Origin of the sequence: Propylenella binzhouense (assembly GCF_009866965.1) — a bacterium.
GTDB lineage: Bacteria > Pseudomonadota > Alphaproteobacteria > Rhizobiales > Afifellaceae > Propylenella > Propylenella binzhouense.
Window position 1 is genome coordinate 1 of the sequence record NZ_SPKJ01000029.1, and the last position, 25,466, is coordinate 25,466.

A 25,466-nucleotide genomic window follows, 5' to 3' on the forward strand; every position below is an offset into this window, starting at 1 on the left:
GAGCCCGGCCGCGGCGGCGCGCCTCACGCGGCCGGCTCCGGGGCGCCCGAGAGGAGGGCATGCGCGATCCGGACCGCTTCCGCGGGCCCGGCCGGATGCTCCCAGACGGCGCGGTTGACGGCGACGAAGCCGGCGCCCGTCTCCGCGGCGGCGCGCACGCTGGCGAGCACGCTTCCCGCCATCATGACGGCGGGGATCTCCATCAGGTCCGACCACCATTCCGCGAGGTCGAGCGCCTTCGGGTGCGGCTCGGGCCGGATGTCGCCGTGCGGCTGGCCGAAGAACAGGTAGTCCGCGCCGGCTTCGCCGGCCTCCATGGCGGCGTGGCGCGTCTTCAGGTTCCCGGCCCCGACGATCCGGCGCGGGCGGAAGCGCTCGACGGCAGCGCCGAGGTCCGCCAAACCCGTGGAGACGTGCACGCCGTCTGCGTGGACCCGGCCGGCGACCCTCGTGTGCTCCGCGACGAGGCCGGCGGCCCCGTAGCGCTGCACCATGGGCAGCACGAGCTGCGCCTCCGCCTCCGCCGCCTCCTCGCCGAGGCCGATGCCCACCAGCACGGCGGCGATGGGTGCCGCCGCGAGCGCGGCCTCGAGCGCCGCCGGGAAGGCCGTGCGGTCGAAGCCGGAAGGCGTCACGAGATAGAGGAGCGGAGCGGATTCGTCCGGTTCGGTCATCGGTTTTGCGCGGTCTCCGAATGGAAAGAGGGAGGCGCGGAGCCTCCCTCTGTGCACGCGCCCAATCGGGCGATTTTCAGGCGCCGCGGCTCACGCCGCCTCGCGCTCCATCTCCGGCTTCCAGGAGCCGAGCGCCGCCAGGCTGTTCATGCGGGCGCGGTGCGCGAAGGCGCTCTGGCCGGCCTTCTCGTTCTCGACCTTGCCGCCCCAGGCCTTCAGCGCCGCGGCCTGCAGCGCGCGGCCGTACGAGAAGGTGAGCTTCCAGGGCAGGTCGAACATCGCGTTCATGGCCGCGAGATGGGCCGTCGCCTCCTCGTCGGACTGCCCGCCGGAAAGGAAGGCGATGCCCGGCACGGCGGGGGGAACGGTCGATTTCAGCACGCGCACGGTCTTCGCCGCGACCTCCTCCACGCTCGCGCTCGTGCCCGACTTCTGGCCCGGCACCACCATGTTCGGCTTCAGGATCATGCCTTCGAGCGCGACATTGGCGTCATAGAGCTGGTCGAACACGGTGTTCAGCGTCCACTCCGTCACCTCGTAGCAGCGGTCGATGTCGTGCACGGAATCCGGCCCGTCCATCAGCACCTCCGGCTCGACGATCGGCACGATGCCGTTCTCCTGGCAGAGCGCGGCGTAGCGGGCGAGCGCCTGGGCGTTGGCCTGGATGCAGTTCCAGCTCGGGCGGTCGCCGCCGATCGCGATCACCGCGCGCCATTTCGCGAAGCGCGCGCCGAGGCCGTAATAGTTCTTCAGGCGCTCGCGCAGGCCGTCGAGCCCCTCGGTGATCTGCTCGCCCGGGGCGAGCGCGAGCGGCTTGGCGCCGGCATCGACCTTGATCCCCGGAACCGCGCCCGCCGCCGCGATCAGCTCGGCGAGCGGTGTGCCGTCGCGCGCCGACTGCCGCAGCGTCTCGTCATAGAGGATGACGCCGGAAATGTAGTTCCGCATCGCGTCGTCGGCGCGGAACAGCATCTCGCGGTAGTTCCTGCGGCTCTCCTCGGTCGATTCCACGCCGATCGAATCGAAGCGCTTCTTGATCGTGCCGGAGCTCTCGTCGGCGGCAAGGATGCCCTTGCCCTCCACGACCATGCGGTTGGCGATGTCCTCAAGGCTTTCGCTCATGTGAATCCTCCGTGCGATCCCCTGCCAGATAGTCTTCCACGCAATCCGCGCATCCGCCAGCGCCGCCCGGACATTCGCCGGGGCGCGGCGGCCGTCGGGCCCTCAGGCCGCCTTCGTCCGGAGCGCCTCCACCCCCGGCAGCGCCTTGCCCTCCATCCATTCCAGGAAGGCGCCGCCTGCCGTCGAGACGTAGGTGAAGTCGTCCGCCACGCCGGCATGATTGAGCGCCGCGACGGTGTCGCCGCCCCCCGCCACCGAAAGCAGGCGGCCGGCGCGGGTGCGCTCGGCGGCGTGCCGCGCCGCGGCGATTGTCGCGCGGTCGAACGGCGCGATCTCGAAGGCGCCGAGCGGGCCGTTCCAGACGAGCGTCTTCGCCCGGTCGATCCAGGCGTTGACGGCGGCGATCGAGTCCGGCCCGACGTCGAGGATCATGCGGTCCGCCGGCACCGCCGAAACCGGCACCGTCTCGCAGGGCGCCCCCGCCTGGAACGCCGTCGCCGCCACCACGTCGGTCGGCAGCACGATCTCCGTGCCGGTCTTCTCCGCCTCGGCCATGATCCGGCGGGCGGTGTCGAGCAGGTCGGGCTCGTAGAGCGACTTGCCGATCTCCACGCCGTTCGCGGCAAGGAACGTGTTCGCCATGCCGCCGCCGATCACCAGCCCCTCGACCTTCCGCAGGAGGTTGCCGAGGAGCTCGAGCTTGGTGGAGACCTTGGCGCCGCCGACAATGGCGAGCACCGGCCGCTCCGGCGCGCCGAGCGCGCTCTCCAGCGCCTCCAGCTCCTCCTGCATCGCGCGTCCCGCATAGGCGGGCAGCAGGTGAGCGAGCCCCTCCGTCGAGGCATGGGCGCGGTGGGCGGCGGAAAAGGCGTCGTTCACGTAGATGTCGCCGATGCCGGCGAGCGCCTTCGCGAAGTCCGGGTCGTTCTTCTCCTCGCCGGGGTGGAAGCGCGTGTTCTCGAGAAGGACGATGCCGCCATTGCCGAGCGTGGCGATTGTGCGTTCCGCCTCCGGGCCGATGCAGTCGTCGGCGAAGCCGACGGGCAGGCCGACGATTTCCGCGACAGCCGGCGCGACGGGGGCGAGCGACATTTCCGGCACGCGCTTGCCCTTCGGCCGTTCGAAATGCGCGAGCAGAACCACCTTGGCGCCGCGCCGGGAGAGCTCCCCGATCGTGCCGGCGACGCGCTCGATCCGCGTCTTGTCGGTGACGACGCCGTCCTTCACCGGCACGTTGAGGTCAACGCGCAGCAGGACGCGCTTGCCGGAGAGGTCGCCGGCATCGTCGAGAGTACGGAATGCCCCCATCGCCGCGTCCTCAGAGCAGCTTGCCCATCGCCACGGCCGTGTCGCACATGCGGTTCGAGAAGCCCCACTCGTTGTCGTACCAGGAGAGCACCGAGACGAAGTTGCCTCCGATCACCTTGGTCTGGGGGAGCGCCACGGTCGAGGAATGCGGATCGTGGTTGAAGTCGACCGAGACGTTCGGGGCCGTCGTGACGTTGAGGATGCCCTTCAGTTCGCCCGCGGCGGCGGCCTTGAAGGCCTCGTTGACCTCCTCGGCCGTGGTGTCGCGCTTGGCGATGAACTTGAAGTCGACGAGCGAGACGTTGGGCGTCGGCACACGGATCGAGATGCCGTCGAGCTTGCCCTTGAGCTCGGGGATGACGAGACCGATGGCCTTGGCCGCGCCGGTCGAGGTCGGGATCTGGCTGAGCGCCGCGGCGCGGGCGCGGTAAAGGTCCTTGTGCAGCGTGTCGAGCGTCGGCTGATCGCCGGTATAGGAATGGATCGTCGTCATGTTGCCCTTCTCGATGCCGAGCTTGTTGTGCAGCACGTGGACGAGCGGGGCGAGGCAGTTGGTGGTGCAGGAGGCGTTGGAGACGACGACGTGGTCGCGCGTCAGCGCTGAATCGTTGACGCCGTAGACGACGGTGAGGTCGGCGCCGTCGGCAGGCGCCGAGACGATGACCTTCTTGGCGCCTGCCTGGAGGTGGGCGGAGGCCTTCTCCTTCGAGGTGAAGAACCCGGTGCACTCCATGACGATGTCGACGCCGAGGTCCCTGTGCGGGAGCTTCGCCGGGTCGCGCTCGGCCGTCACCTTGATCGGGCCGCGCCCGGCGTCGATCGTGTCGCCGTCGACCTTCACCTCGCCGGGGAAGCGGCCGTGGACGGAATCGTAGCGCAGCAGATGAGCGTTCGTCTCGACCGGGCCGAGATCGTTCACGGTGACCACTTCGATGTCGTCGCGGCCGGATTCCACGACGGCCCGCAGGATGTTCCTTCCGATCCGACCGAAACCGTTGATGGCAACACGTACAGCCATGAATCGTCTCCTAGCTAGACGGCTGCGGCGCAAGACGCGCGAGAGCCAGTTCCACGACCCGCTCCGGCGTGATGCCGAAATGGGAATAAAGCGCTTCATAGGGCGCACTCGCGCCGAAATCGTGCATCCCGACGAAGATGCCGTCGGTCCCGATGATGGCGTCCCAGCCCTGGCGGACGGCAGCCTCGATCCCGACCCGGACCGGCGCCGTGCCCAGGATCTCGCGCCGGTAGCTGCCGTTCTGGGCGGCGAAGCGCTCGAAGGACGGCACGGAGATCACCCGTGCCGGATGGCCGAGTTCGTCGAGCCGCTGCTTGGCGGCGAGGGCGATCGCCACTTCCGATCCGGTCGCGAAGAGGCTGACCGCCGCTTCGCCGCTGCTCGGCTCGACCACGTAGGCGCCGCGCGCGCAGCGGTTCTCGTCGCTCAGTTCGAGCGGAAGGGCGGGGAGGTCCTGCCGGGTGAGGGCGAGGAGGCTCGGCCGGTCCCGGTCGTGCAGCGCGAGCTGCCAGCATTCCGCCGTCTCGACGGCGTCCGCGGGGCGGTAGACCACGAGGTTCGGCATCGCGCGGAGTGCCGCGAGTTGCTCCACTGGCTGGTGCGTCGGCCCGTCCTCGCCGAGGCCGATCGAATCGTGCGTCATGACGTAGACGACGCGCTGCTTCATCAGGGCCGAGAGCCTGATCGCGGGGCGGCAATAGTCGGAGAAGGTCAGGAAGGTGCCGGAATAGGGGATCAGGCCGCCATGGAGCGCCATGCCGTTCATGGCCGCGGCCATGCCGTGCTCCCGGATGCCGTAATGGACGAACCGTCCGTCGTAATCGCCCGGCGCGACGGCGCGAAGGCCGCTGGTGCGGGTGTTGTTGGAGCCGGTCAGGTCGGCGGATCCCCCGATCGTGTCCGGGATGGCGGCATTCACGCGCTCGAGCGCGAGTTCCGAGGCCTTGCGCGTCGCGACCTTGGGACGGCTCCCGGCGAGTTCCTCCTTGAGGGCCCGGATCGCCTTGTCGAGCGCGACCGGGACCTCGCCGGTCAGGCGCCGCTCGAACTCGCCGCGGCGCTGCGCGTCGAGCTTGTCGAAGCGCGCCGACCATTCCTTGCGGGCGGCGCGGGAACGCAGGCCCGCGATCCGCCACGCGTCGAGGATGTCGGGCGGGATGTGGAAGGCTTCGTACGGCCAGTTGAGGCCGATCCGGGCGGCGGCGATCTCCTCGGCTCCGAGCGGAGAGCCGTGGCAGGCGGCCTTCCCGCATTTGTTGGGGGCGCCGTAGCCGATGATCGTGCGTGCCGCGATCAGCGTCGGCCGGTCGTTCCGGCGGGCGTCCGCCAGCGCTGCGTCGATCTGGTCCGGCGCGTGGCCGTCGATCCTGACCGCGTCCCAGCCCGAAGCCTCGAACCGCGCCACCTGATCGGTCGAATCCGAGAGCGCGATGTCGCCGTCGATCGTGATCCTGTTGTCGTCGAAGATGACGATCAGGCGGTTCAGCCGGAGGTGCCCCGCGAGCGCGATCGCCTCCTGGCTGATGCCCTCCATCAGGTCCCCGTCGGAGGCGAGCACATAGGTGTAGTGGTCGACGACGTCGTCGCCGAAACGGGCGTTGAGGACCCGCTCCGCGAGCGCCATCCCGACCGCCGTGGCGAGGCCCTGTCCGAGCGGGCCGGTGGTGGTCTCGATCCCGGCCGCGTAGCCGTATTCGGGATGGCCCGCCGTCCGCGAGCCGAGCTGCCGGAACTGCTTCAGCTGCTCGATGGTCATGTCCTCGTAGCCGAGGAGATAGAGCAGGGAATAGAGAAGCATCGAGCCGTGGCCGGCGGACAGCACGAAACGGTCGCGGTCCGGCCAGTACGGATCCTTGGGGTCGAACCTGAGATGCTTGGTGAACAGCACGGTCGCGAGATCGGCTGCCCCCATGGGCAGCCCTGGATGTCCCGATTTCGCCGTCTGCACGGCATCCATGGCCAGCGCACGGATCGCATTGGCCATCAACGCGTGCTTCTCTGCGTCAGTCATTACCTGCTCTTCTTGAATACCAACGTGGCGACGACGGGATCGGCATCTCGCCTGCCTGGGGCGCCCTCTCTTCGGCGCGCGGAGACATATCAGCTTGCCCCATCATGTCAAAGATCATCGCCGCGGCGGCCGGGCGGCCCGGAAGACGGCTCCCGGCGCCAGCTCAACCAGCATAGGAGCTGCGCGGTGACAAGCTCTTGAATGAGAACGTCCGTCTACCGCATAAGGGAGGCGAACGTGCGTTGCGGCGGCCGCGAACAGGCGGACAGACACGGGACATGTCAAATTCGGGTGAACGCGCCATCGCGAGGCTGGATCGCGCGCTCCAAGAGGTCGAGCTCCTGATCGGACGCAGGGATGCCGAGCGGGCGCAAGCCGAAAGGATGGCATCGGAGGTGCAGTCCCTCGGGGTCGACCGGGCGCGTCTCGCCGAGAGCCTCGACCGTGCGACCGGGAAGATCGAACGGCTCGAACACGTGAACCGGGAGGTGTCCCGCCGCCTGGTGACGGCCATGGAGACGATCCGGCGGGTTCTTCAGGCGAGGGACGAAGGACTGTGACGGCGATGGCGCAAGTGATGGTCACGGTCAACGGCCGGACCTACCGGATGGCCTGCGAGGAGGGGCAGGAGGACCACCTGCTCCGGCTCGGCGAACGCTTCGACCAGACGATCTCGGAGCTGAAGGATGCGCTCGGCGAGGTCGGCGACCAGCGCCTCATGGTGATGGCCGGCATCCTGATGACCGACCGCCTGCAGGAGACGGAGGAGCGCCTCGAGGCGGCGGAGGCGGAACTGCGGCGGCTTCGCTCGGAGCGGCAGGACATCGCGACGCATTACGAGGACGTCGAGGCCGGTCTCATCGACAGCCTCGAATCGGCTGCCGCGCGGATCGAGGAGCTGGCGCGTCGGTTGCGGGCGGAGCGCGGCTCGGACGAGCCGGCCTGAGCCCGCCGGCATGATCGACGATCCCTGGTTCTATCTCTTTGCCGTGCCCGCCGTCGCGATCGTCGGCTTTGGGAAGGGCAGTTTCGGCGGCGCGTCCGCGATCTTCGGCGTGCCGCTGATGTCGTTCGCCGTGTCGCCGGTGCAGGCCGCCGCGATCATGCTGCCGGTCCTGATCGCGATGGATCTGGTCGGCCTCTGGGCCTGGCGGGGCAGCTTCGACACGCGCACGCTTACGATCATGTTCCCGGGGGCCGCGGTCGGAGTCGCGGCCGGCTGGCTTCTGGCGGAGACCGCCGACGAGAACGTCGTGCGCCTGGCCGTCGGCACGGTGGCGCTCCTCTTCGCGCTCAATCACTGGTTCGGCCCGGTCGGCAAGCTCGGCGCGCGCCGGCACAACCCGGTCTTCGGGGCCGTCTGCGGCGCGCTCACCGGCTTCACGAGCTTCGTGAGCCATGCGGGCGGGCCGACCTACCAGCTCTATACGGTGCCGCTCCGGATGGAGCCCGGCCTCTATGTCGGCACCTCCATCGTCTTCTTCGCCGTGCTCAACCTCGTGAAGGTGCCGCCTTACGTCATGCTCGGGCAGTTCTCCCGCGAGAACCTCCTGACCGCCGGCGCCTTGCTGCCGGCTGCCCTGCTGGCGACGCTTGCCGGCGTGAAGGCGGCACGCTGGATGAGCGCCGAGCTCTTCTACCGGTTCCTCTACGTCCTCGTCTTCCTGGTCTCCCTGAAGCTCCTCTGGGACGGCATCACCGGCGTCTTCGGCTGAGCCGTGCGTGGGCGCCCGCGCGGGCAACGGACCGTAAACCGAAAACGAAAAGGGCGCCGCTCGGGCGCCCCGATCAGGCCGGTGGGCCCGCTTCAGTGCATGGATTGCGACTTCAAACGCGCGATCTCATCCTTCAGGCGCAGCTTACGTCGCTTCATCGTCACGATCTCCACCTCGTCGGCCCCGGGATGGGCTTGCGCCTCCGCAATGGCCTGCTTCAGCGACTGGTGACGCCGTTCGAGCTCTGCAAGATGCGATTCGAGGGACATTCGCGCCTCCTTGGTCAGTGCCAACGTCATGAGCATGACATAAACGGCCCCCGCTCGGAAGATCGCTCCCTGGGAGGCCGGCCGGCCGGACCCGCATCGGGCATCCGCCCGGCGGGAGCGATGATGCGGGCGGACTTTGGTCGAAACGGGGCGGGCTCTGTTCCGGTGCATCGTGGCCCGTGATAGGATTTCTGCCGTGAGCAGGGTTCCGTCATGAGCGACCAGGACGGCGTGATCCGCACCGCGGATTTCGCGATTCGCGCTGAGCTGGCGCAGTTGAGGCAGGAGCATCGCGACCTCGATGCGGCAATCGAGGCGCTCCATGATCAGTCGCGTCCGGACACCCTGCAGCTCCAGCGCCTGAAGAAGCGGAAGCTTCTGCTCAAGGACAAGATCGCGAGCCTGGAAGACAAGCTTCTCCCGGACATCATCGCATGACTGCTTGTCCGGTTGCCGCGGCGGCGGGCCTCCGCTAAGGAGCGGCTTCCGCCGGAGGATGTCAGCGTGAAAGATCGGCCTTCGGCCGCCGCACCGGTCGCCATCGTGATGGGCAGCCAGTCCGATTGGCCGACCATGCGCCATGCCGCGGAGCGCCTCGACGAGCTCGGGGTCGCCTACGAGGCGCGGATCGTGTCGGCCCACCGGACGCCGGAGCGCCTCTACGCCTTCGCCAAGGGCGCGCGCGCCGCCGGGCACAAGGTGGTGATCGCCGGGGCGGGGGGCGCTGCGCATCTGCCCGGGATGATCGCCGCCATGACGACGCTTCCCGTGCTCGGCGTTCCGGTCGAATCGAAGGCGCTCAAGGGCCAGGACAGCCTTCTCTCGATCGTGCAGATGCCGGCCGGCGTCCCGGTCGGCACGCTGGCGATCGGTCGGGCGGGAGCCGCCAATGCGGCGCTCCTCGCGGCCTCGATCCTGGCGCTCTCGGACGAGGCCCTCGCCGGCCGCCTGGAAGCCTGGCGCGCGGCGCGGACGGCCGAAGTGGCGGAGCACCCGGTCGATGCCGCGGAGTAGACGGGGCGGAGCCGCGCTGCCGCCCGGTTCCGTGATCGGCATTCTGGGCGGCGGGCAGCTCGGGCGCATGCTCGCGCTCGCCGCGGCCCGGCTCGGCTTCCGGTGCCGCGTCTTCTGCCCGGATGCGGAAAGTCCCGCCTTCGACGTCGCCGCCGGCCAGGTGATCGCCGCCTACGAGGACGTCGGCGCCCTCGACGCCTTCGCGGAGAATGTCGACGTCGTCACCTACGAGTTCGAGAACGTGCCGGTGGCGGCGGCGTCGCGGCTGGCGAAGCGGGTTCCGGTCCGGCCCGGCGTCCGGGCGCTCGCGGTCGCGCAGGACCGGCTCGCCGAAAAGGAGTTCCTGTCCGGTCTCGGCATACCCGTCGCCCCCTTCGCCGCCGTCGACGACGAGGCCGGCCTCGGGAAGGCGCTCGCCGCGATCGGCGCGCCCGCGATCCTGAAGACGCGCCGCCTCGGCTATGACGGCAAGGGCCAGGCCACCATCCCGGCCGACGACCAGGCCGGGTACCAGGCTGTCGCCGCCTTCGATGCGATCGGCCGCGCCCCGGCCGTCCTCGAGCGCTTCGTCCCGTTCGCGCGGGAGGTCTCGGTGATCGCCGCGCGCGGGCTCGACGGGCGGGTCGCGGCCTACGATCCGGTCGAGAATGTCCATCGAAATCATATCCTTCACACTTCGAGTGTTCCGGCGCGCGTGTCGCCGGAGACGGCCGGCGAGGCGGCTTCCATCGCCGGCCGCATCCTCGCCGCGCTCGATTATGTCGGGGTGATCGGGATCGAGTTCTTCGTCGTCGAGGAGGCCGGCCGCGAACGGCTCGTCGTCAACGAGATCGCCCCGCGCGTCCACAATTCCGGGCACTGGACCGAGGATGCCTGCGAGGTCTCGCAGTTCGAGAACCACGTCCGCGCCGTTGCGGGCTGGCCGCTCGGTCCGGCGGGGCGGCACAGCGACGTCGTGATGACGAACCTCATCGGTGCGGACGCGGCCGAATGGCTGGCCCTTGCGGCCGAGCCCGGGGCGCGCCTGCATCTCTACGGCAAGCGCGAGATCCGCCCCGGGCGGAAGATGGGCCACGTGAACAGGCTGGTCGCCCGCGTCTAGACCCGCCTTGCCACGCCGGACGAAGTGTGGTGCAAGGCCCCGGCCCGCGCGGCTTCGGTCCGAGGCGGACGAAGATTCATCACCAGAAGCCCCACCAGAGGCGTGCCGCACCGGCAGGCCCGCCGTCGGGCGCAGGTTCAGGCATGGCCCGCTCGGCACTCCTCAACGTCATGGTTCGCGCCGCCACCAAGGCCGGCCGGGTTCTCGCACGCGATTTCGGCGAGGTCGAGCAGCTGCAGGTATCGCGCAAGGGGCCGGCGGATTTCGTGACCGCGGCCGACCGGCGCGCGGAGGAGATCATCCACACGGAGCTCGAGCGGGCCCGCCCCGGCTACACCTTCCTGATGGAGGAGAGCGGGGAGAGCGTCGGCACCGATCCGCAGCATCGCTGGATGGTCGATCCGCTCGACGGCACGACGAACTTCCTCCACGGCATTCCGCTCTTCGCGATCTCGATCGGGCTCGAGCGGCAGGGAAGGCTCCACGCCGCGCTCGTCTACAATCCGGTGACGGACGAGCTCTTCACGGCGGAACGCGGCGCCGGTGCGTTCATGAACGACAGGCGGCTGCGGGTCGCCGCCCGCACCCAGCTGACCGAGGCGGTGATCTGCACCGGCATCCCCCATTTCGGCCGCGGCGATCACCAGCGCTTCCTCCAGGAGCTCGCGAAGCTGATGCCGACGGTCGCGGGCGTGCGCAGGACCGGTGCCGCGGCGCTCGATCTCGCCTGGGTCGCGGCCGGGCGGTTCGACGGCTTCTGGGAACGCGCCCTGTCGCCCTGGGACATGGCCGCAGGCGTGCTGCTGATCCGGGAGGCCGGCGGCTTCGTCAGCGATCTCTCCGGCGGCGACGCGATGCTCGAGAAGGGCGACATCGTTGCGGGCAACGAGCTGATCCACCGACAGCTTCTGGCGGCGCTCCGGAACTGACCTGTTTCGCCTTTCGCCGGTGCGGTAAAACACTTACATGTTGTCTACCCGCAGGGAGGCTAGACAGCGCAGAATGTCCCGCGACTTCGACCCGTACAAGCTCTCCAGCCCGCGCGTGTTCCTGGTCCGGATGATCATCTTCCTGGTCATCGCCGCCTTCGTGCCGCTGGTGCTCTACCGGCAGCTCGCGACCGGCTTCATGGCCAATCCCGGATTGAACGGGCTGATCCTCGGGGTTCTCTTCATCGGTATCGCGCTCGCGTTCCGGAACGTCGTGCTGCTCATGCCGGAGGTGCGCTGGGTCAACTCCTTCCGCCGTCGCGACATGGATCCGACGCTGCAGACGCCGAGGCTGCTTGCGCCGATGGCGACCCTTTTGCGGGACAGGGCGGATTCGATGGCGCTCTCCACCTCGACCTGGCGGTCGATCCTCGATTCGATCGCCACGCGCCTCGACGAGAACCGCGAGATCCTGCGCTACATGACCGGCTTGCTGGTCTTCCTCGGCCTGCTCGGGACGTTCTGGGGTCTCATCACCACGATCGGCGCTGTCTCGAGCACGATCCAGGCGCTTGACGTCACCGCCGGCAGTACGGCGACGATCTTCGAGAGCCTGAAGAGCGGCTTGCAGGCGCCGCTTGCCGGCATGGGCATCGCCTTTTCCTCCTCCCTCTTCGGCCTCGCATCCTCGCTGGTGCTCGGCTTCCTCGATCTTCAGGCCGGCCAGGCGCAGAACCGGTTCTATACAGAGCTCGAGGACTGGCTCTCCACCATCACGGATCTCGAGGGGCTCGATCTGGAGGAGGCGGAGACCGGGAACGCCGTCCAGGAGATCAAGCTCTCCGTCGAGCGCCTGTCGCGCTCGGTCCAGGAGGGTGGCGGGCGGGCTGCGACCACCGCGATGGCAAATCTCGCGGAGGGAATCCAGGCGCTCGTCCAGCACATGCGCGGCGAGCAGCAGATGGTCCGCGACTGGGTGGAAGCGCAGGCCGAGCAGCAGCGGGCACTGCAACGGGCGCTGAACCGGCTCGCGGAGGTGTCGGACCGGGCGAGCGCCCGGCGGCCGGTCGAGCCGGACGAGGACCGTCCCGCCAAGGTCGTCGCGGAATACCGCCGGGAGGGCTGATCGATGGCGATCGCGCGGGCGCGCCGCGGCCCGAGCCGCGCCGACTACTGGCCGGGCTTCGTCGACGCCATGTCGACGCTGCTCCTGGTGTTCATCTTCCTTTCCTCGCTTTTCATGCTCGCCCAGTTCTTCCTGAGCCAGGAGATCACGGGCAAGGACACGGTCCTCAACCGCCTGAACTCGCAGATCAACGAGCTGACCGAGATGCTCGCGCTCGAGCGCGCGAAGGGGAACGACCTCTCCGAGACCCTCGCCTCGCTGCGGGCCAACCTGTCGAGCGCGGAGGAGGAGCGCGACCGGCTGCGTGATCTGCTCGACAAGGGGAGCGGAGCGGAGAGCGCGGCGCAGGGACGGATTACCGGCCTCGAAGGCGATCTCGCCGACGAGAAGCGGATCAGCCAGAGCGCGATGGCGCAGGTGGAGCTTCTGAACCAGCAGATCGCTGCACTTCGCCGCCAGATCGGCGCGCTCGAATCCGCGCTCGAGGCATCGGAATCGCGCGACCGCGAGAGCCAGACCAAGATTGCCGATCTCGGCAGGCGATTGAACGTCGCGCTGGCCCAGCGCGTGCAGGAGCTGTCTCGCTACCGCTCGGACTTCTTCGGACGGCTCCGCGAGATTCTCGCCGGCCGCTCCGACGTCGAGGTCGTCGGGGACCGCTTCGTGCTGCCGGCCGCGGTGCTGTTCCCGTCGGGCACCGACGACATCAACGACTCCGCGCGCGGCGAACTCGACAAGCTGGCGGCCGCGATCAAGGAGCTCGAGGCGCAGATCCCGCCGGAGATCAACTGGGTGATCCGCGTCGACGGCCACACCGACGTCCGGCCGCTCAGCGGCTTCACGCGGTTCCGCAGCAATTGGGAGCTCTCGGCCGCCCGCGCCATCGCCGTCGTCCGCTATCTGATCGGACAGGGCGTCTCGCCCAACCGCCTCGTCGCGGCCGGCTTCGGCGAGTACCAGCCGCTCGACCCCGGCACCACCGAGGAGGCCTATGCCCGCAACCGCCGGATCGAGCTGAAGCTCACAGAGCGCTGAGGCGCTCGCCGGCGCGGAGCGGCGCCGCGCTCGGCCCGGTCTGGAACTGCAGTTCCGCAAGACGGGCGTAGAGGCCGCCGCGGCTGACCAGCGTCGCGTGGCTGCCCTCTTCGACGATCCGGCCCTCGTCCATGACGACGATCCGGTCCACGCTCTTGATCGTCGCGAGGCGGTGGGCGATGACGAGCGTCGTGCGGCTGCGCATCAGGGAATCGAGCGCCGCCTGGACCGCGACCTCGCTCTCGGCGTCGAGCGCGCTCGTAGCCTCGTCGAGCAGCAGGATCGGGGCGTCCTTGAGGATCGCGCGCGCGATCGCCACCCGCTGCCGCTGGCCCCCGGAAAGCGTCACGCCGCGCTCGCCGAGAACGGTGTCGTAGCCTTGCGGCAGCGCGGAGAGAAACGCGTCCGCATGGGCCGCACGCGCCGCGGCGCGCACCGCCTCCTCGCCCGCGGCCGGATCCGCGAAGCGGATGTTGTCCATCGCCGAGGCGGCGAAGATGGTTGCGTCCTGCGGCACCAGCGCGATCCGGCGGCGCAGGTCCCGTGGGTCGACGGTGCGCACGTCGATGCCGTCCACGAGAAGCCGGCCGCTCTCCGGGTCGTAATAGCGCATCAGGAGCGCGAACACCGTCGACTTCCCCGAGCCGGAGGGGCCGACGATCGCGACGCGCTCGCCCGGCTGCACGGCGAGGTCGAAGTCGCGCAGGACTGGCGATCCTTCGATGCCGTAGCCGAAGGAGACCCGCTCGAACCGGATCTCTCCCGACGCCGGAACCGGAAGCCGCGCCGGCTCGGCCGGCGCGACGATCTGCGGCTTCGTGTTGAGGAGCTCCGCGATCCGTTCGGCTGCGCCCGATGCCTGCGAGACCTCGCCCCAGACCTGGGAGAGCTCCCCCAGCGCGCCTGCGGCGAAGACGGAATAGAGCACGAACTGGCCGAGCGTGCCGGCCGACATCTGGCCGGCGAGGACGGACCGGGCGCCCCACCAGAGCACGCCGACAATGCTCGCGAAGACGAGGAAGATCGCGAAGGCCGTCAGATAGGCCCGCGCGGTCGTCGCGGTCCGCGCCGCCTCGTAGGAGGCGTCGACCCGGCCCGCGAAGCGGGACTCCGCCGCCTTCTCCTGCGTGAAGGCCTGGACGATGCGGACGGCGCCGATCGCCTCGGCGGCGTAGGCGGTCGCCTCCGCGAGCGTATCCTGCGCGTACCGGGAGCGCCGGCGCACACTTCGCCCGAAGCCGACGATCGGAAGCACGATGATCGGGATGGCCATCAGGACCAGTCCGGAGAGGTGCGGGCTGGTGACGACCATCATCGCGGCCGCCCCGATCAGGAGCACGAGGTTCCGCAATGCGATGGAGGCGCTCGCGCCGGCGGCGGACTTCATCTGCGTCGTGTCGGCGGTGAGCCGCGAGATCAGCTCGCCCGACCGCGCCGTGTCGAAGAAGCCCGGCGAGAGCGACATGAGGTGCGCGAAGACGTCGCGCCTGATGTCGGTGACGATCCGGTCCCCGAGCGTGGTGACGAGATAGAAGCGGAGCGCGCTCGCCAGCGACAGGCAGGCCGCCAGACCGAAGAGCAGGAGGAAGCTGCGGTTGACCGAGAGCCCGCTATCGGCGGAATGGAACCCGCTGTCGATCATGTGGCGGACGGCGAGCGGCACCGCGAGGGTGACGAGAGCGGCGGCGACGAGCGCGGCGAGGGCGGCTGCGACGCGCAGGCGGTAGCGCCTGAGATATGGCATAAGCATCGACAGCGGCTTCAGCGCCTGCCGCCCATGCTTCGCTTCTGTACCGCTCGGACTTGTCATCCGGGGAGCAGGAGCAAAATTAGTCCCGCCATGCAAGTCGCGCCCCGAGCGCCTTGATGACGCGGCCCGCCTTCGCTATAGACCACGCAACGGACGTGAGAGCGGCCGACGGATCGTTGCGTCCAAGCGGGGCCGGCGAACCTGGCGCACGGCCAACCCAGCGCAGGCGAAGAGACACGATCATGAAGAGCGGCATTCATCCCGACTATCACAAGATCAAGGTTGTGATGACCGACGGCACCGAGTTCTGGACGCGCTCCACGCTCGGCAAGGAGGGCGACACCCTCAACCTCGACATCGACCCGAAGACGCATCCGGCCTGGACCGGCGGCAGCCAGCAGCTCCTCGACCGCGGCGGCCGGCTGTCCCGGTTCAAGAACAAGTACAATACGTTCCTCGGCTCCTGAGGGCCGATCCGTTCCGATCACGAAAGGGCCGGCGCTTCGCCGGCCCTTTTTCGTTCCGGGGAAACGGAGGGTCAGCCGCCGCCGAGCGCGCTCGCCAGCACCCGCAGCTGGTCCTGAACCGGATTGCGGGTCCGGTCGGCCCCTCCCGGCAGCAGCGCGGCGTCGATGCTCTCCACGCGCTTGTGGAGCGAAAGGGAACGGGCCACGAGGTCGCAGAACTCGCTTGGAAGCTCCTCCCATACCGGCCCGCTCATCTCGCTTCCGAACGGCTCGATGCGGATCTTCTGCTTCTCTTCCTTCGCCTGGGCGGGCGACATCTCGCCTTCGACGACGGAGCGATGAAGGAGGAGCCACGACGCGAGCTGCATGAGCCTCGTGGTGAGCCGCATGGATTCCGCGGCGTAGAGGACCGAGGCGGGCCGGCCGAGCCTGCGGGCGGCCGCGCGTCCCTCGCCGTCCAGATAGGTCGCGGTCGCCTCGACCAGCTTCATCCCATCCTGGAAGAGCTGCCGGAACGTCTCCGAATGCGTGTAGGCGCGACCGAACGAAATCGGCTCCTTCGGGTCGGTTCGGCGACGCATCAATGCAGGCACCCCAATGCAAGGGGGAGCTCGCAGGAGCTCCGATCTTCGCTGGACCGGCATTCTGGTCCAGAAGGGGGCCCCGCATCAATCGCATCGTTACAGATCGGTTAAGAAAAAAGAGCCGCGGCGAGGCGGCTCTGGAGAGTCACAGGGAGGCGTCAAACAGAGTGGGCAGGTGCCACTCGCGTCCAGATCGCTGGACACCTTCATTAGGAACCATAAAGGTTAACGCGAGACTAACGCCGTCGACGCTCAGGACGTTTTCCCCGAGACATTGAAGACGGAATGCGCGGCGTCGCGGCTCTTCTTCTTTGCCGCGACGGCCTGCTGCAAGCGCTCGATCTCGTGGCGGAACAGCTGAATCCGCGCTTCGATCTCGTCGATCGACAGGAGCGAAAGGTCTTCGCCCACCGATGGTGCCGCTCGTCGAGGTGGACTGTCCTCGTCAAAGATGCCCATGGGTTCCTCCCGGTTTTCTGCAATTGTAATATCCCTTCACGGGATTGTCAGGTCGTCCGCCTGTGCTAGGTGGGGCGACCGATCTGGCCTGGAGACGACGCGATGAGCCCGGATTCCGCCGAGACGATGACGGCAGTCGCCATCCGCGAGCCGGGCGGGCCCGAGGTCCTTGTCCCCGAGGCGCGGCCGGTACCCGAACTCGGGCCCGGCGAGATCCTGGTGCGTGTGAAGGCCGCCGGCGTGAACCGTCCCGACGCGACCCAGCGGACGGGCAATTACGCGCCGCCGCCCGGCGTTACCGACATTCCCGGCCTGGAGATCGCGGGCGAGGTCGCGAAGGTCGGCCGCTCGGTGTCGCGCTGGCAGGAAGGCGACGCCGTCGTCGCACTCGTGCCCGGCGGCGGGTACGCGGAATTCTGCGTCGTGCACGAGAGCAACGCACTGCCGCTGCCTGCGCCGCTCAGCTGGATCGAGGGTGCGGGCATCCCGGAGACCACGTTCACGGTCTGGCACAACGTGTTCCAGCGCGGCGGGCTGCGGCGCGGCGACTCGCTTCTCATCCACGGGGGGACGAGCGGGATCGGAACCACCGCCATCCAGCTCGGCAAGGCGTTCGGCGCGTTCGTCGCCACCACCGTCGGCTCGGACGACAAGCGGCGGATCGCGCGCGACCTCGGCGCCGACGCCGCCATCAACTACGTGAAGGAGGATTTCGTCGCGGCGGTGCGCAACGCCACCGGCGGGCACGGCGCGGACGTGATCCTCGACATGGTGGGCGGCTCCTACATCGACCGGAACTACGAGGCAGCCGCGGAAGACGGCCGGATCATCCAGATCGCGTTCCTCGAAGGCGCCATCGCCGAGGCCGACTTCCGCAAGCTGATGCTGAAGCGGCTGGTCCACACTGGCTCGACGCTGAGGCCGCGGACCGTCGCGTTCAAGGCGGAGGTGGCGAGATCGCTCGAGGAGTCGGTCTGGCCGGTGATCGCGAACGGCAAATTCAGGCCGGTGGTCGATTCCGTGTTTCCGCTCAGGGAGGCGGCAGAGGCGCATCGGAGGCTCGACGCGGCCGACCACGTGGGCAAGATCGTCCTCACGGTCGGCTCCTGAGGCGGGGCGAAGCCTTGGAAGAGGATCCCGGAGATGCCCTGGCGGGACGCCTGACCGCCGGGGGGCACGAGCTTCGCCAGCGCGTCTATTTCGAGGATACCGACTTCACCGGCCTCGTCTACCACGCCCGCTACCTGCACTTCATGGAACGCGGCCGGTCGGACTATCTCCGTCTTCTCGGCATCAGGCATCTGGACCTCGCCGCGGACGGCATCGCCTTCGTGGTGCGGCGGATGGAGATCGATTTCATGCGGCCCGCGCGGATCGACGACGTCCTGACGATCCGCACAGGACCGCGCGGCTGCAGCGGGGCGCGGCTCGAACTGGCGCAGTCGGTGCTCGGGGAGGGCAACCGCGTGCTCGTCTCCGCGCGCCTCGTCCTCGCCCTCATCGGCGCTGCGGGGCGGCCGGTACGCCTGCCCCCGGCGCTGCGCGCCGCCTTCACAGCCGCGCCTTCGCCGGACCGGGCGGATGCCGGATCTACTGCGGAAAGATCTGCATGACGACGGCTTGATCGACGTTCTCAGGCTCGGCCGTATTCACGGCCGCGAAGGCCGTCGAGACGACCGCTGCCGTGGCCGCGACGAGGGCAAGTGCCGTCAGGCGCTCGATGATGTTCATCTCCGGGCTCGCTTCCCGATTTCGTTGGAACCCAAAACGCCACGTAGATTCAAAGAGTTCCGCGGAATTTACGCTAGCCGGCTCAAGGTCCGCTAACGGCATGTTAACCATGTGGTGTTGAAGTCACACCGTGTCGCATGCTGCACGGCGTCGGGCGCATGGTTCCCCGGGTCGCGCTTTCGACACATTCGCTGGCGACAAGCCGACAGACCGAATTCGGGCAGTTCTTCATGAATCCTGACGTTGTCCAGACCGCCCTGGCCGCGCCGCCGGGCAGCTTTTCCTTGCTGGCTCTGTTCTGGCAGGCGCACATCGTCGTCAAGATCGTGATGATCGGCCTCGTGATCGCTTCCGTCTGGTGCTGGGCCATCATCATCGACAAGACGCTGCTCTTCGCGCGCTTCGCGCGGCAGCTCGACTCCTTCGAGAACGTGTTCTGGTCCGGGCAGTCGCTCGAGCAGCTCTACCAGCAGGTCTCGGCGCGCGAAGCCCACGGCATGGCCGCGCTCTTCGTCGCCGCGATGCGCGAGTGGAAGCGGACCTACGAATCCGGCGTCAAGACGCTTCAGGGGCTCGGCGCCCGCATCGACAGGGTGATGGACGTGACGCTGGCGCGCGAGGTCGACCGCCTCGAGCGCCGCCTCCTCGTGCTCGCCACGGTCGGATCCGCCGCTCCGTTCATCGGCCTCTTCGGAACCGTGTGGGGCATCATGAGCGCCTTCCAGGCGATCGCCGCCTCCAAGAACACCAATCTCGCGGTGGTCGCTCCCGGCATCGCCGAAGCGCTCTTTGCCACCGCGCTCGGCCTGCTCGCCGCCATTCCGGCCGTCATGTTCTACAACAAGTTCGCCTCGCAGGTGACCCGGCTCACGATCCGGATGGAGGGCTTCTCCGACGAGTTCGCCGCGATCCTTTCGCGCCAGATCGACGAGCGGAGCGCCGCCTGATGGACGCCGGGCTCGCCGCTCAGTCCTCCTCGGGCGGCCGGCGGCGCGTCCGCCGGCGGCACGTGCCGGTGGCGCAGATCAACGTGACGCCCATGGTCGACGTCATGCTGGTGCTGCTCATCATCTTCATGGTGGCCGCCCCGCTCCTGACGGTCGGGGTGCCGATCGACCTGCCCAAGACCGCCGCCAAGCCGCTCGAGAGCCAGACCGAGCCGATCACCGTCTCGATCGAGGCGAACGGCAAGATCTTCCTGCAGGAAAACGAGGTGACGCCGGACCGGCTGGTGGCGACGCTGCAGGCCATCGCCAGGAACGGCACGGAACAGCGCATCTTCGTGCGCGGCGACAGGGCGGCGGATTACGGCACGATCATGCGCGTGATGGGCCAGCTCAACGCGGCTGGATACAACCAGATCGGCCTCGTCACCGTCGAGGACACGGACGGGTGAGCCATGCGTGTCGGGCTCGGGGTTTCCATAGCCGGCCATCTGGCAATCCTGGCGATCGGGTTCGTGGCGTTTCCCGAAGCGCGGCCGTTCACGGTCGACCCGATCGAGGCGCTGCCCGTCGAACTCGTGACGGTCTCCGACAAGACCGATCTCCTGCAGGGCGACAAGAAGGCGGAGAAGGCCCCGGACGAGAAGCCGCAGCCTAAGGCGACCGTCAAGGCGCCGCAGCCGGCTCCGAAGGCGGCCGAGAAGCCCGCCGAGAAGATCGTGGAAGCGGCGCGCGAGCCGGCTCCGCCGCCACCGCCGGAACCGGCGCCCAAGGTCGCAGAGAAGCCGCCCGCGCCCCCGCCGCCGGCGGAGCCCGAGCCGAAGCCGGTCCGCGACGTGATGAAGGAGGCGAGGCCCGAGCCGCCGAAACCGAAGCAGCTCGCCGCGCTGCCGAAGCCTCCCGAGGAGCCTGCCCCGAAGGCGGCCGAGCCAAAGCCGGCCGAAGCCAAGCCTGAACCGGAGCCTGCCGCCGCGGCGGAAGCTCCGCAGCCCCCCGCGGCGCCGCCGCGCAGCCGCCCGGCGCCGCCGAAGCAAATGGCCGAGGCGAAGCCGCAGCCGGCGAAGCCCGCAACGCCCGAGAAGCCGAAGGTCGTGGCGGAGGCGAAGCCGGACAAGCCGAAGTTCGACACGAACGACATCGCCGCGCTCCTCAACAAGCAGGAGGCGCAGGGCGGCGGCGATCCGAATCCGCGTCCCGAGCCGCAGACGCTCGGCTCGATCGACGGCCGGGCCGAGGCCGCCATGACCCAGAGCGAGATCGAGGCGCTGAAGGCCATGCTCTACCGCTGCTGGAATCCGCCGCGCGGCGTCCGGGAGGCGGGTTCGCTGAGCGTGACGGTCGCGATCAGCCTTCTCCCGGACGGCAGCCTCGCCTCCGCACCCCGCGTCGTGAGCGGCGTTTTCGACAGCCTGTCGCAGATCGCGGCCGAGAGTGCGCTCCGCGCGGTCCAGGTCTGCGCGCCCTACACCATCCTTCCTTCCAACAAGTACGAGGCATGGCGGCAGATCGAGTTCACCTTCGATCCCCGCGAGATGCTCGGCGGATAATCAGGAGCCCGGCACCCAATGGCGCTTGCTGTGCGTTTCACAGTCTTTCTGCGTTCGATTCTCGTCGTGCTCGCCGCGGCGGCGGCGCTGGCGGCCACGCCCGCGGCCGCGCAGCTCAAGGTCGACATCACGCGCGGCAACGTCCAGCCGATGCCGATCGCGATTCCGCCCTTCGTCGGCGCCGCGGGCTCGGTCGACGAGCTTAGCCGGAACGTCTCGGGCGTGATCACGGCCGACCTGAAGCGCTCGGGCCTGTTCGCGCCGCTCGACCCGGCGGGCTTCGTCGATCCGGTGGTGCCGCCGAGCGCGATGCCGAACTTCGTGAACTGGCGGCCGCTCAACGCGCAGGCGCTCGTCTCCGGCGCCGTGACCGCGATGCCGGACGGACGGCTCATGGCCGAATACCGGCTCTGGGACATCTTCTCCGGCCAGCAGCTCACCGGCCAGCAATTCTACGCGAGCCCGAACAGCTGGCGCCGGATCGCCCACATCATCGCCGATTCGATCTACGAGCGCCTGACCGGCGAGAAGGGCTATTTCGACACCCGCATCGCCTTCGTCGACGAGACCGGCAGCAAGTCGCAGCGCGTGAAGCGGCTCGCGATCATGGACCAGGACGGCGCCAATGTCCGCTTCCTGACGGACGGGCGCGACCTCGTCCTCACGCCGCGCTTCGCGCCGGCGCGCCAGGAGATCACCTACGCCTCGCTCAACGGCCAGCAATGGCACGTCTACCTGCTCAACATCGAATCGGGCCAGCGCGAACTGATCGGCAACTTCCCGAACATGGCCTTCAGTCCGCGCTTCTCGCCGGACGGCCAGCAGATCGTGTTCTCGCTGCAGCAGGGCGGCAACGCCAACCTCTACAGGATGGACCTGAGGACGCGGCAGCTCACGCGGCTCACCGATTCGCCTTCGATCGACACGGCGCCCTGCTATTCGCCGGACGGCAGCCAGATCGCGTTCGAATCGGATCGCGGCGGCCAGCAGCAGCTCTACGTGATGAGCGCCGCTGGCGGGCCGGCGCAGCGCATCAGCTTCGGGCCGGGCCGCTACGGCACGCCGGTCTGGTCGCCGCGCGGCGACGTCATCGCCTTCACCAAGCAGGACGGCGGGCAGTTCAAGATCGGCGTGATCCGGCCGGACGGCTCCGGGGAGCGGATCCTCACCGAGGGCTTCCACAATGAGGGGCCGACCTGGGCGCCGAACGGACGCGTGCTCATGTTCTTCCGCGACCAGGGCGGCGGGCCGCAGCTCTGGTCGGTCGACCTCACCGGCTACAACGAGCAGCGCGTGCCGACGCCGAACTTCGCCTCCGACCCGGCCTGGTCGCCGCTGCTGAACTGACGGGATCGCGCGCGCAGTGAGCAGAAAGAAGGGGCGCCGGCCCGGCCGACGCCCCTTTTGATTGGCCTCGTCCGCCCGTGTGTGCGGCTCAGAGGTCCTCGCTCTTCAGCGACTTCAGCTTCGCAAACACGGATTCCGGATCGATGTCCGGCTCCCGCCGCGGCTCTTCGCGGTCGAAATCGAGGAAGCCTTCGCCCTTCCGGCCCTGGGTCTCCTCCGCCGGCAGCAGGCGCGCGCCCTCCGGCTCGGCCGGAAGCGGCTGCGCGCGCGCGGCCTTGCGGACCTCCATGTCCAGCTCGAGCTGGGAGCAGAGGCCGAGCGTCACCGGATCGATCGGCGTGAGCTGATTGGAATTCCAGTGGGTCCGGTCGCGGATCGACTGGATGGTCGGCTTGGTGGTGCCGACGAGCCGCATCACCTGCGCGTCTTTCAGCTCCGGATGGTTCCGGACCAGCCACAGGATGGCGTTCGGGCGGTCCTGGCGCTTGGAGACGGGCGTGTAGCGCGGGCCGCGCCGCTTCTGCTCGGGCACGCGCACCTTCGATTCCTGCAGCTTCATGCGGTAGTCGGGATCGGCTTCCGCCTTGGCGATCTCCTCGCGCGTGAGCTGGCCCGTCAGCACCGGGTCCATGCCCTTGATACCCTGCGCCGAATCGCCGTCCGCGATCGCCTTCACCTCGAGCGGGTGCAGGCGGCAGAACGAGGCGATCTGGTCGAAGGTCAACGACGTGTTGTCGACAAGCCAGACGGCGGTCGCCTTCGGCATGAGCGGCATGGTCGTCATGTAAAACCCTCCTAACCGCTTCCCCGGCGGGCGGAGAAGCTGAAATCACGTCCAGTTTGACGGGAATTGCCCTTGTTATAGGCGCGGGCAAGGCCTGCCGCAAGGAAGAGGGCCGGGGTCGCCACGCAGCAGGGATCGCCCCGCGCCAATTTCGCCGGAGGCGGACCGCGGCACAGCCGGCGTGTCTCGTCGAACCGGCGTGCTACCCGTCGTCGCCGCCATCGGCGAAAAGGCCGAACTGCGAGGCGGACCGAAGCTGCGGCGCGGCCAGTCCGAGATGATCGAACGCCTTCGGCGTCAGCAGCCGCCCGCGGGGCGTGCGCTGCATGAAGCCCTGCTGGATGAGATAGGGCTCGACAATGTCCTCGATCGCGTCGCGCGGCTCCGAGAGGGCGGCGGAGATGGTTTCGATGCCCACGGGGCCGCCCCCGAAATGGCCGGCGATCAGTTCGAGATACCTGCGGTCAAGCGAATCCAGACCTTGCCGGTCCACCTCGAGCGCGGTGAGCGCCCTGTCGGCGATCGCGCTCGTGATCTCGCTCGCCTTCTCGACGGCCGCGAAGTCGCGCACGCGGCGGAGGAGGCGGTTGGCGATGCGCGGCGTTCCGCGCGCGCGGCGCGCGATCTCGGCCGCACCCTCCTCGGTGATCGGGGCGCCGAGGAGCCGGGCGCCGCGCCGCACGATCTGCTCCAGCTCGGAATGCTCGTAGAATTCGAGCCGGACGGGAATGCCGAAGCGGTCCCTGAGCGGCGTGGTGAGGAGGCCCAGGCGCGTGGTGGCTCCGACCAGGGTGAACCTCGCGAGATCGATCCTCACCGAGCGGGCCGCCGGTCCCTCGCCGATGATGAGATCGAGCTGGAAATCCTCCATGGCCGGATAGAGGATCTCCTCGACCGCCGGGCTCAGGCGGTGGATCTCGTCGATGAAGAGCACGTCGCGCTCCTCGAGATTGGTGAGGAGCGCCGCGAGGTCTCCGGCCTTGGCGATCACCGGGCCGGAGGTTGCGCGGAAGTTCACGCCGAGCTCGCGCGAGACGATCTGGGCGAGCGTGGTCTTGCCGAGGCCCGGCGGTCCGACGAAGAGGACGTGATCGAGCGCCTCCTTCCGCGTCCGCGCCGCCTCGATGAAGACCTGGAGGTTGGCGCGGGCGCGCGCCTGGCCCACGAAGTCGGCGAGCCGCTGCGGCCTGAGCGTCGGGTCGTGGTCATCCTCGCGCTCGGCACCCGAGACCAGTCGGGCGGGGCTCACCGGGCAAGCTCCTTGAGGCCGAGGCGGATGAGCTGGGCAGTGTCGGCATGGTCGCCCGCCGCTTGGATCGCGGCCGCGACGGCCGCCGAAGCCTGCGCCTGCTGGTAGCCGAGGTTCACGAGCGCGGACACCGCGTCGCTCGCGGGAAGCGGCAGCGCTTCCGCGCCGGCCTGGGGCAGGCGGGCGAGACCGAGGCCGGCTTCGGAGAAGGCCGGCGCGCGGTCCTTGAGCTCCGCGCAGATCCGCGCCGCCACCTTCGGCCCGACGCCCGGCGCGCGTGCGATCATCGCCTTGTCCTGATGGGCGATCGCGGAGGCGAACTCGGCCGCCGAGAGCGTGCCGAGCACGGCAAGCGCCACCTTGCTGCCGACGCCCTGGACCGTCACCAGGAGCCGATACCAGTCGCGTTCGGCTTCCGACATGAAGCCGATCAGCCGGATCTGGTCCTCCCGGAAGACCGTCTCGACGAAAAGGGTCGCCGCCGCTCCGGCCTGAGGCAGGTCCCGCAGAGTCCGCGCCGAGCACTGCACCTGATAGCCGACGCCGTGCACGTCCAGGATCACCCAGTCAGAACCCGAGGAATCGACGATGCCCTTCAGCTTGCCGATCATGGATGCGTGTCCGGCGCTATGATGTCGAGGTCCGGGAAATAGGCGCGGTAGCGCCGCGCATCGCGCGTCAGGAGCCGGTGACCCTTCACCGCCGCATGGGCGCCGATGAGGAAATCCGGCAGCGTGCGCTCGCGCATCCCGCCGCTGCGGCGGTAGCGGGCATGCGCCTGACCCGCGCGGAACGCAGCTTCCCAGGGAGTCTGCTCCCTCGTCAGCCTCGCGAATGCGGCCGCTTCGTAGGCATCCTCGTCCAGGAAGTGCATGGAGGTCTCGGCCAGCACGATCGGATTGATGATGATCTCCCCGAGATCCGCCGCTTCAGCCAAGCGTGCCGCGGACCATTCGCTCCAGACCTCGGCCATTTCGATGACGTCGATGAGGACGTTCGAGTCAACGAGGGTCGACATCGTCGAACGGTCCGCGCGTCAGGTCCATGATCTCGTCCGCGGAGAGGCCCGACTTCCGATACTTCTGCCCGGCCTCGCGCAGCAGCCGGACGAGGCGCTGCCCCTTCGTCTCGCCTTCCAGCGCCGGCTCGACCTTCACGAGCCGCACGCCATCGTCCCCGAGCACGAAATCCACTTCCGAGCCGGGCCCGATCCCGAGCTTCTCCCGGACCCGCTTCGGTACCGTCACCTGGCTCTTCTCGGTCAGTCGCATGGGTAATACC

31 protein-coding genes are annotated in these 25,466 nt (G+C 69.0%); 16 read left to right on the forward strand and 15 right to left on the reverse strand.

Annotation, left to right across the window (positions count from 1 at the left end; all coding sequences use genetic code 11):
* Positions 1-23: 23 nt before the first annotated feature.
* The 5 genes from E4O86_RS10310 to tkt form a co-directional block, all read right to left on the reverse strand.
* Positions 24-674: a thiamine phosphate synthase gene (locus tag E4O86_RS10310; RefSeq protein ID WP_161140454.1), complete on the reverse strand. Its 651-nt coding sequence runs from the start codon at positions 672-674 to the stop codon at positions 24-26.
* A 90-nt stretch (positions 675-764) separates the two neighbouring features.
* Positions 765-1,796, reverse strand: coding sequence for a class I fructose-bisphosphate aldolase (locus E4O86_RS10315; RefSeq protein WP_161140455.1), 1,032 nt, complete (start codon positions 1,794-1,796; stop codon positions 765-767).
* 102 nt (positions 1,797-1,898) lie between these two features.
* On the reverse strand, positions 1,899-3,104 hold the full coding sequence (locus E4O86_RS10320; protein WP_161140456.1) for a phosphoglycerate kinase: 1,206 nt from the start codon (positions 3,102-3,104) through the stop codon (positions 1,899-1,901).
* A 10-nt stretch (positions 3,105-3,114) separates the two neighbouring features.
* Complete coding sequence (gene gap / locus E4O86_RS10325; RefSeq protein WP_161140457.1) at positions 3,115-4,122, reverse strand: type I glyceraldehyde-3-phosphate dehydrogenase; 1,008 nt, start codon at positions 4,120-4,122, stop codon at positions 3,115-3,117.
* A gap of 10 nt (positions 4,123-4,132) precedes the next feature.
* Positions 4,133-6,133, reverse strand: coding sequence for a transketolase (gene tkt, locus E4O86_RS10330; protein ID WP_161140458.1), 2,001 nt, complete (start codon positions 6,131-6,133; stop codon positions 4,133-4,135).
* A gap of 278 nt (positions 6,134-6,411) precedes the next feature.
* Here tkt and E4O86_RS10335 point away from each other — a divergent pair, with 278 nt between their 5' ends.
* From E4O86_RS10335 to E4O86_RS10345, 3 genes are read left to right on the forward strand one after another with little or no spacing between them, the layout of a single operon-like run.
* Positions 6,412-6,693: a DUF4164 family protein gene (locus E4O86_RS10335; protein WP_161140459.1), complete on the forward strand. Its 282-nt coding sequence runs from the start codon at positions 6,412-6,414 to the stop codon at positions 6,691-6,693.
* A 5-nt stretch (positions 6,694-6,698) separates the two neighbouring features.
* Complete coding sequence (locus tag E4O86_RS10340) at positions 6,699-7,079, forward strand: cell division protein ZapA (protein WP_161140460.1); 381 nt, start codon at positions 6,699-6,701, stop codon at positions 7,077-7,079.
* 10 nt (positions 7,080-7,089) lie between these two features.
* Positions 7,090-7,848 carry a sulfite exporter TauE/SafE family protein gene (locus E4O86_RS10345; RefSeq protein ID WP_161140461.1) on the forward strand — a complete coding sequence of 253 codons (759 nt, stop codon included), beginning with the start codon at positions 7,090-7,092 and terminating at the stop codon, positions 7,846-7,848.
* Positions 7,849-7,940: 92 nt separating this feature from the next.
* Here E4O86_RS10345 and E4O86_RS10350 read toward each other — a convergent pair whose 3' ends face one another.
* A complete protein-coding gene (locus E4O86_RS10350) occupies positions 7,941-8,117 on the reverse strand; it encodes a YdcH family protein (protein WP_161140462.1) in 177 nt (58 codons plus the stop codon).
* A 213-nt stretch (positions 8,118-8,330) separates the two neighbouring features.
* On the opposite strand from E4O86_RS10350, the gene E4O86_RS10355 reads away from it, so the two are divergent.
* The 6 genes from E4O86_RS10355 (at position 8,331) to E4O86_RS10380 (ending at position 13,323) form a co-directional block, all read left to right on the forward strand.
* Positions 8,331-8,555: a YdcH family protein gene (locus tag E4O86_RS10355; RefSeq protein WP_161140463.1), complete on the forward strand. Its 225-nt coding sequence runs from the start codon at positions 8,331-8,333 to the stop codon at positions 8,553-8,555.
* 108 nt (positions 8,556-8,663) lie between these two features.
* Complete coding sequence (gene purE, locus E4O86_RS10360) at positions 8,664-9,131, forward strand: 5-(carboxyamino)imidazole ribonucleotide mutase (protein WP_161140499.1); 468 nt, start codon at positions 8,664-8,666, stop codon at positions 9,129-9,131.
* On the forward strand, positions 9,118-10,233 hold the full coding sequence (locus E4O86_RS10365; RefSeq protein WP_161140464.1) for a 5-(carboxyamino)imidazole ribonucleotide synthase: 1,116 nt from the start codon (positions 9,118-9,120) through the stop codon (positions 10,231-10,233). The genes purE and E4O86_RS10365 overlap by 14 nt, the downstream gene beginning before the upstream one ends.
* A 143-nt stretch (positions 10,234-10,376) precedes the next feature.
* Positions 10,377-11,162, forward strand: a complete 786-nt coding sequence (locus E4O86_RS10370; RefSeq protein WP_161140465.1) for an inositol monophosphatase family protein — start codon at positions 10,377-10,379, stop codon at positions 11,160-11,162.
* Between the two features lie 40 nt (positions 11,163-11,202).
* Positions 11,203-12,288: a MotA/TolQ/ExbB proton channel family protein gene (locus tag E4O86_RS10375; RefSeq protein WP_425500120.1), complete on the forward strand. Its 1,086-nt coding sequence runs from the start codon at positions 11,203-11,205 to the stop codon at positions 12,286-12,288.
* 3 nt (positions 12,289-12,291) lie between these two features.
* Positions 12,292-13,323 (forward strand): peptidoglycan -binding protein, encoded by a 1,032-nt coding sequence (locus tag E4O86_RS10380; RefSeq protein ID WP_161140467.1) that lies wholly within the window; start codon positions 12,292-12,294, stop codon positions 13,321-13,323.
* Here the strand turns inward: E4O86_RS10380 and E4O86_RS10385 are convergent.
* The gene (locus E4O86_RS10385) at positions 13,310-15,133 is read right to left on the reverse strand and encodes an ABC transporter transmembrane domain-containing protein (protein WP_161140468.1); all 1,824 of its coding nucleotides are present in this window, start codon (positions 15,131-15,133) and stop codon (positions 13,310-13,312) included. The genes E4O86_RS10380 and E4O86_RS10385 overlap by 14 nt on opposite strands.
* A 182-nt stretch (positions 15,134-15,315) precedes the next feature.
* Between E4O86_RS10385 and rpmE the strand changes: the two genes are divergently transcribed.
* Positions 15,316-15,540: a 50S ribosomal protein L31 gene (gene rpmE, locus E4O86_RS10390; protein WP_161140469.1), complete on the forward strand. Its 225-nt coding sequence runs from the start codon at positions 15,316-15,318 to the stop codon at positions 15,538-15,540.
* Positions 15,541-15,611: 71 nt separating this feature from the next.
* On the opposite strand, the gene rcdA is transcribed toward rpmE, so the two are convergent.
* Both rcdA and E4O86_RS10400 read right to left on the reverse strand, forming a co-directional pair.
* Positions 15,612-16,121 carry a protease adaptor protein RcdA gene (rcdA, locus tag E4O86_RS10395; RefSeq protein ID WP_161140470.1) on the reverse strand — a complete coding sequence of 170 codons (510 nt, stop codon included), beginning with the start codon at positions 16,119-16,121 and terminating at the stop codon, positions 15,612-15,614.
* Positions 16,122-16,376: 255 nt separating this feature from the next.
* Positions 16,377-16,583 carry a DUF1192 domain-containing protein gene (locus E4O86_RS10400; RefSeq protein WP_161140471.1) on the reverse strand — a complete coding sequence of 69 codons (207 nt, stop codon included), beginning with the start codon at positions 16,581-16,583 and terminating at the stop codon, positions 16,377-16,379.
* Positions 16,584-16,685: 102 nt separating this feature from the next.
* Here E4O86_RS10400 and E4O86_RS10405 point away from each other — a divergent pair, with 102 nt between their 5' ends.
* Both E4O86_RS10405 and ybgC read left to right on the forward strand, forming a co-directional pair.
* A complete protein-coding gene (locus E4O86_RS10405; RefSeq protein WP_246206333.1) occupies positions 16,686-17,693 on the forward strand; it encodes an NAD(P)H-quinone oxidoreductase in 1,008 nt (335 codons plus the stop codon).
* Between the two features lie 14 nt (positions 17,694-17,707).
* Positions 17,708-18,196 (forward strand): tol-pal system-associated acyl-CoA thioesterase, encoded by a 489-nt coding sequence (gene ybgC, locus E4O86_RS10410; protein ID WP_161140472.1) that lies wholly within the window; start codon positions 17,708-17,710, stop codon positions 18,194-18,196.
* On the opposite strand, the gene E4O86_RS10415 is transcribed toward ybgC, so the two are convergent.
* Entirely contained in the window at positions 18,174-18,314 is a 141-nt protein-coding gene (locus E4O86_RS10415; RefSeq protein WP_161140473.1) for a hypothetical protein, read from the reverse strand. The two genes, ybgC and E4O86_RS10415, sit on opposite strands and share 23 nt — an antisense overlap.
* A 230-nt stretch (positions 18,315-18,544) precedes the next feature.
* Between E4O86_RS10415 and tolQ the strand changes: the two genes are divergently transcribed.
* From tolQ to tolB, 4 genes are read left to right on the forward strand one after another with little or no spacing between them, the layout of a single operon-like run.
* A complete protein-coding gene (tolQ, locus tag E4O86_RS10420; RefSeq protein ID WP_161140474.1) occupies positions 18,545-19,261 on the forward strand; it encodes a protein TolQ in 717 nt (238 codons plus the stop codon).
* Positions 19,261-19,710 carry a protein TolR gene (tolR, locus tag E4O86_RS10425; protein WP_161140475.1) on the forward strand — a complete coding sequence of 150 codons (450 nt, stop codon included), beginning with the start codon at positions 19,261-19,263 and terminating at the stop codon, positions 19,708-19,710. Before tolQ ends, tolR begins: the two co-directional genes overlap by 1 nt.
* Positions 19,711-19,713: 3 nt before the next feature.
* Complete coding sequence (locus tag E4O86_RS10430) at positions 19,714-20,805, forward strand: TonB C-terminal domain-containing protein (RefSeq protein ID WP_161140476.1); 1,092 nt, start codon at positions 19,714-19,716, stop codon at positions 20,803-20,805.
* Between the two features lie 18 nt (positions 20,806-20,823).
* Positions 20,824-22,152 (forward strand): Tol-Pal system beta propeller repeat protein TolB, encoded by a 1,329-nt coding sequence (gene tolB, locus E4O86_RS10435; protein WP_161140477.1) that lies wholly within the window; start codon positions 20,824-20,826, stop codon positions 22,150-22,152.
* A gap of 88 nt (positions 22,153-22,240) precedes the next feature.
* Here tolB and E4O86_RS10440 read toward each other — a convergent pair whose 3' ends face one another.
* The 5 genes from E4O86_RS10440 to E4O86_RS10460 form a co-directional block, all read right to left on the reverse strand.
* Positions 22,241-22,936, reverse strand: coding sequence for a DUF1013 domain-containing protein (locus tag E4O86_RS10440; RefSeq protein WP_161140478.1), 696 nt, complete (start codon positions 22,934-22,936; stop codon positions 22,241-22,243).
* 202 nt (positions 22,937-23,138) lie between these two features.
* The gene (ruvB, locus tag E4O86_RS10445) at positions 23,139-24,185 is read right to left on the reverse strand and encodes a Holliday junction branch migration DNA helicase RuvB (protein ID WP_161140479.1); all 1,047 of its coding nucleotides are present in this window, start codon (positions 24,183-24,185) and stop codon (positions 23,139-23,141) included.
* Complete coding sequence (ruvA, locus tag E4O86_RS10450) at positions 24,182-24,796, reverse strand: Holliday junction branch migration protein RuvA (protein WP_161140480.1); 615 nt, start codon at positions 24,794-24,796, stop codon at positions 24,182-24,184. The genes ruvB and ruvA overlap by 4 nt, the downstream gene beginning before the upstream one ends.
* Entirely contained in the window at positions 24,793-25,203 is a 411-nt protein-coding gene (locus E4O86_RS10455) for a type II toxin-antitoxin system VapC family toxin (protein ID WP_161140481.1), read from the reverse strand. The genes ruvA and E4O86_RS10455 overlap by 4 nt, the downstream gene beginning before the upstream one ends.
* Positions 25,187-25,456: an AbrB/MazE/SpoVT family DNA-binding domain-containing protein gene (locus tag E4O86_RS10460; RefSeq protein ID WP_161140482.1), complete on the reverse strand. Its 270-nt coding sequence runs from the start codon at positions 25,454-25,456 to the stop codon at positions 25,187-25,189. Before E4O86_RS10460 ends, E4O86_RS10455 begins: the two co-directional genes overlap by 17 nt.
* Between the last annotated feature and the right edge of the window lie 10 nt (positions 25,457-25,466).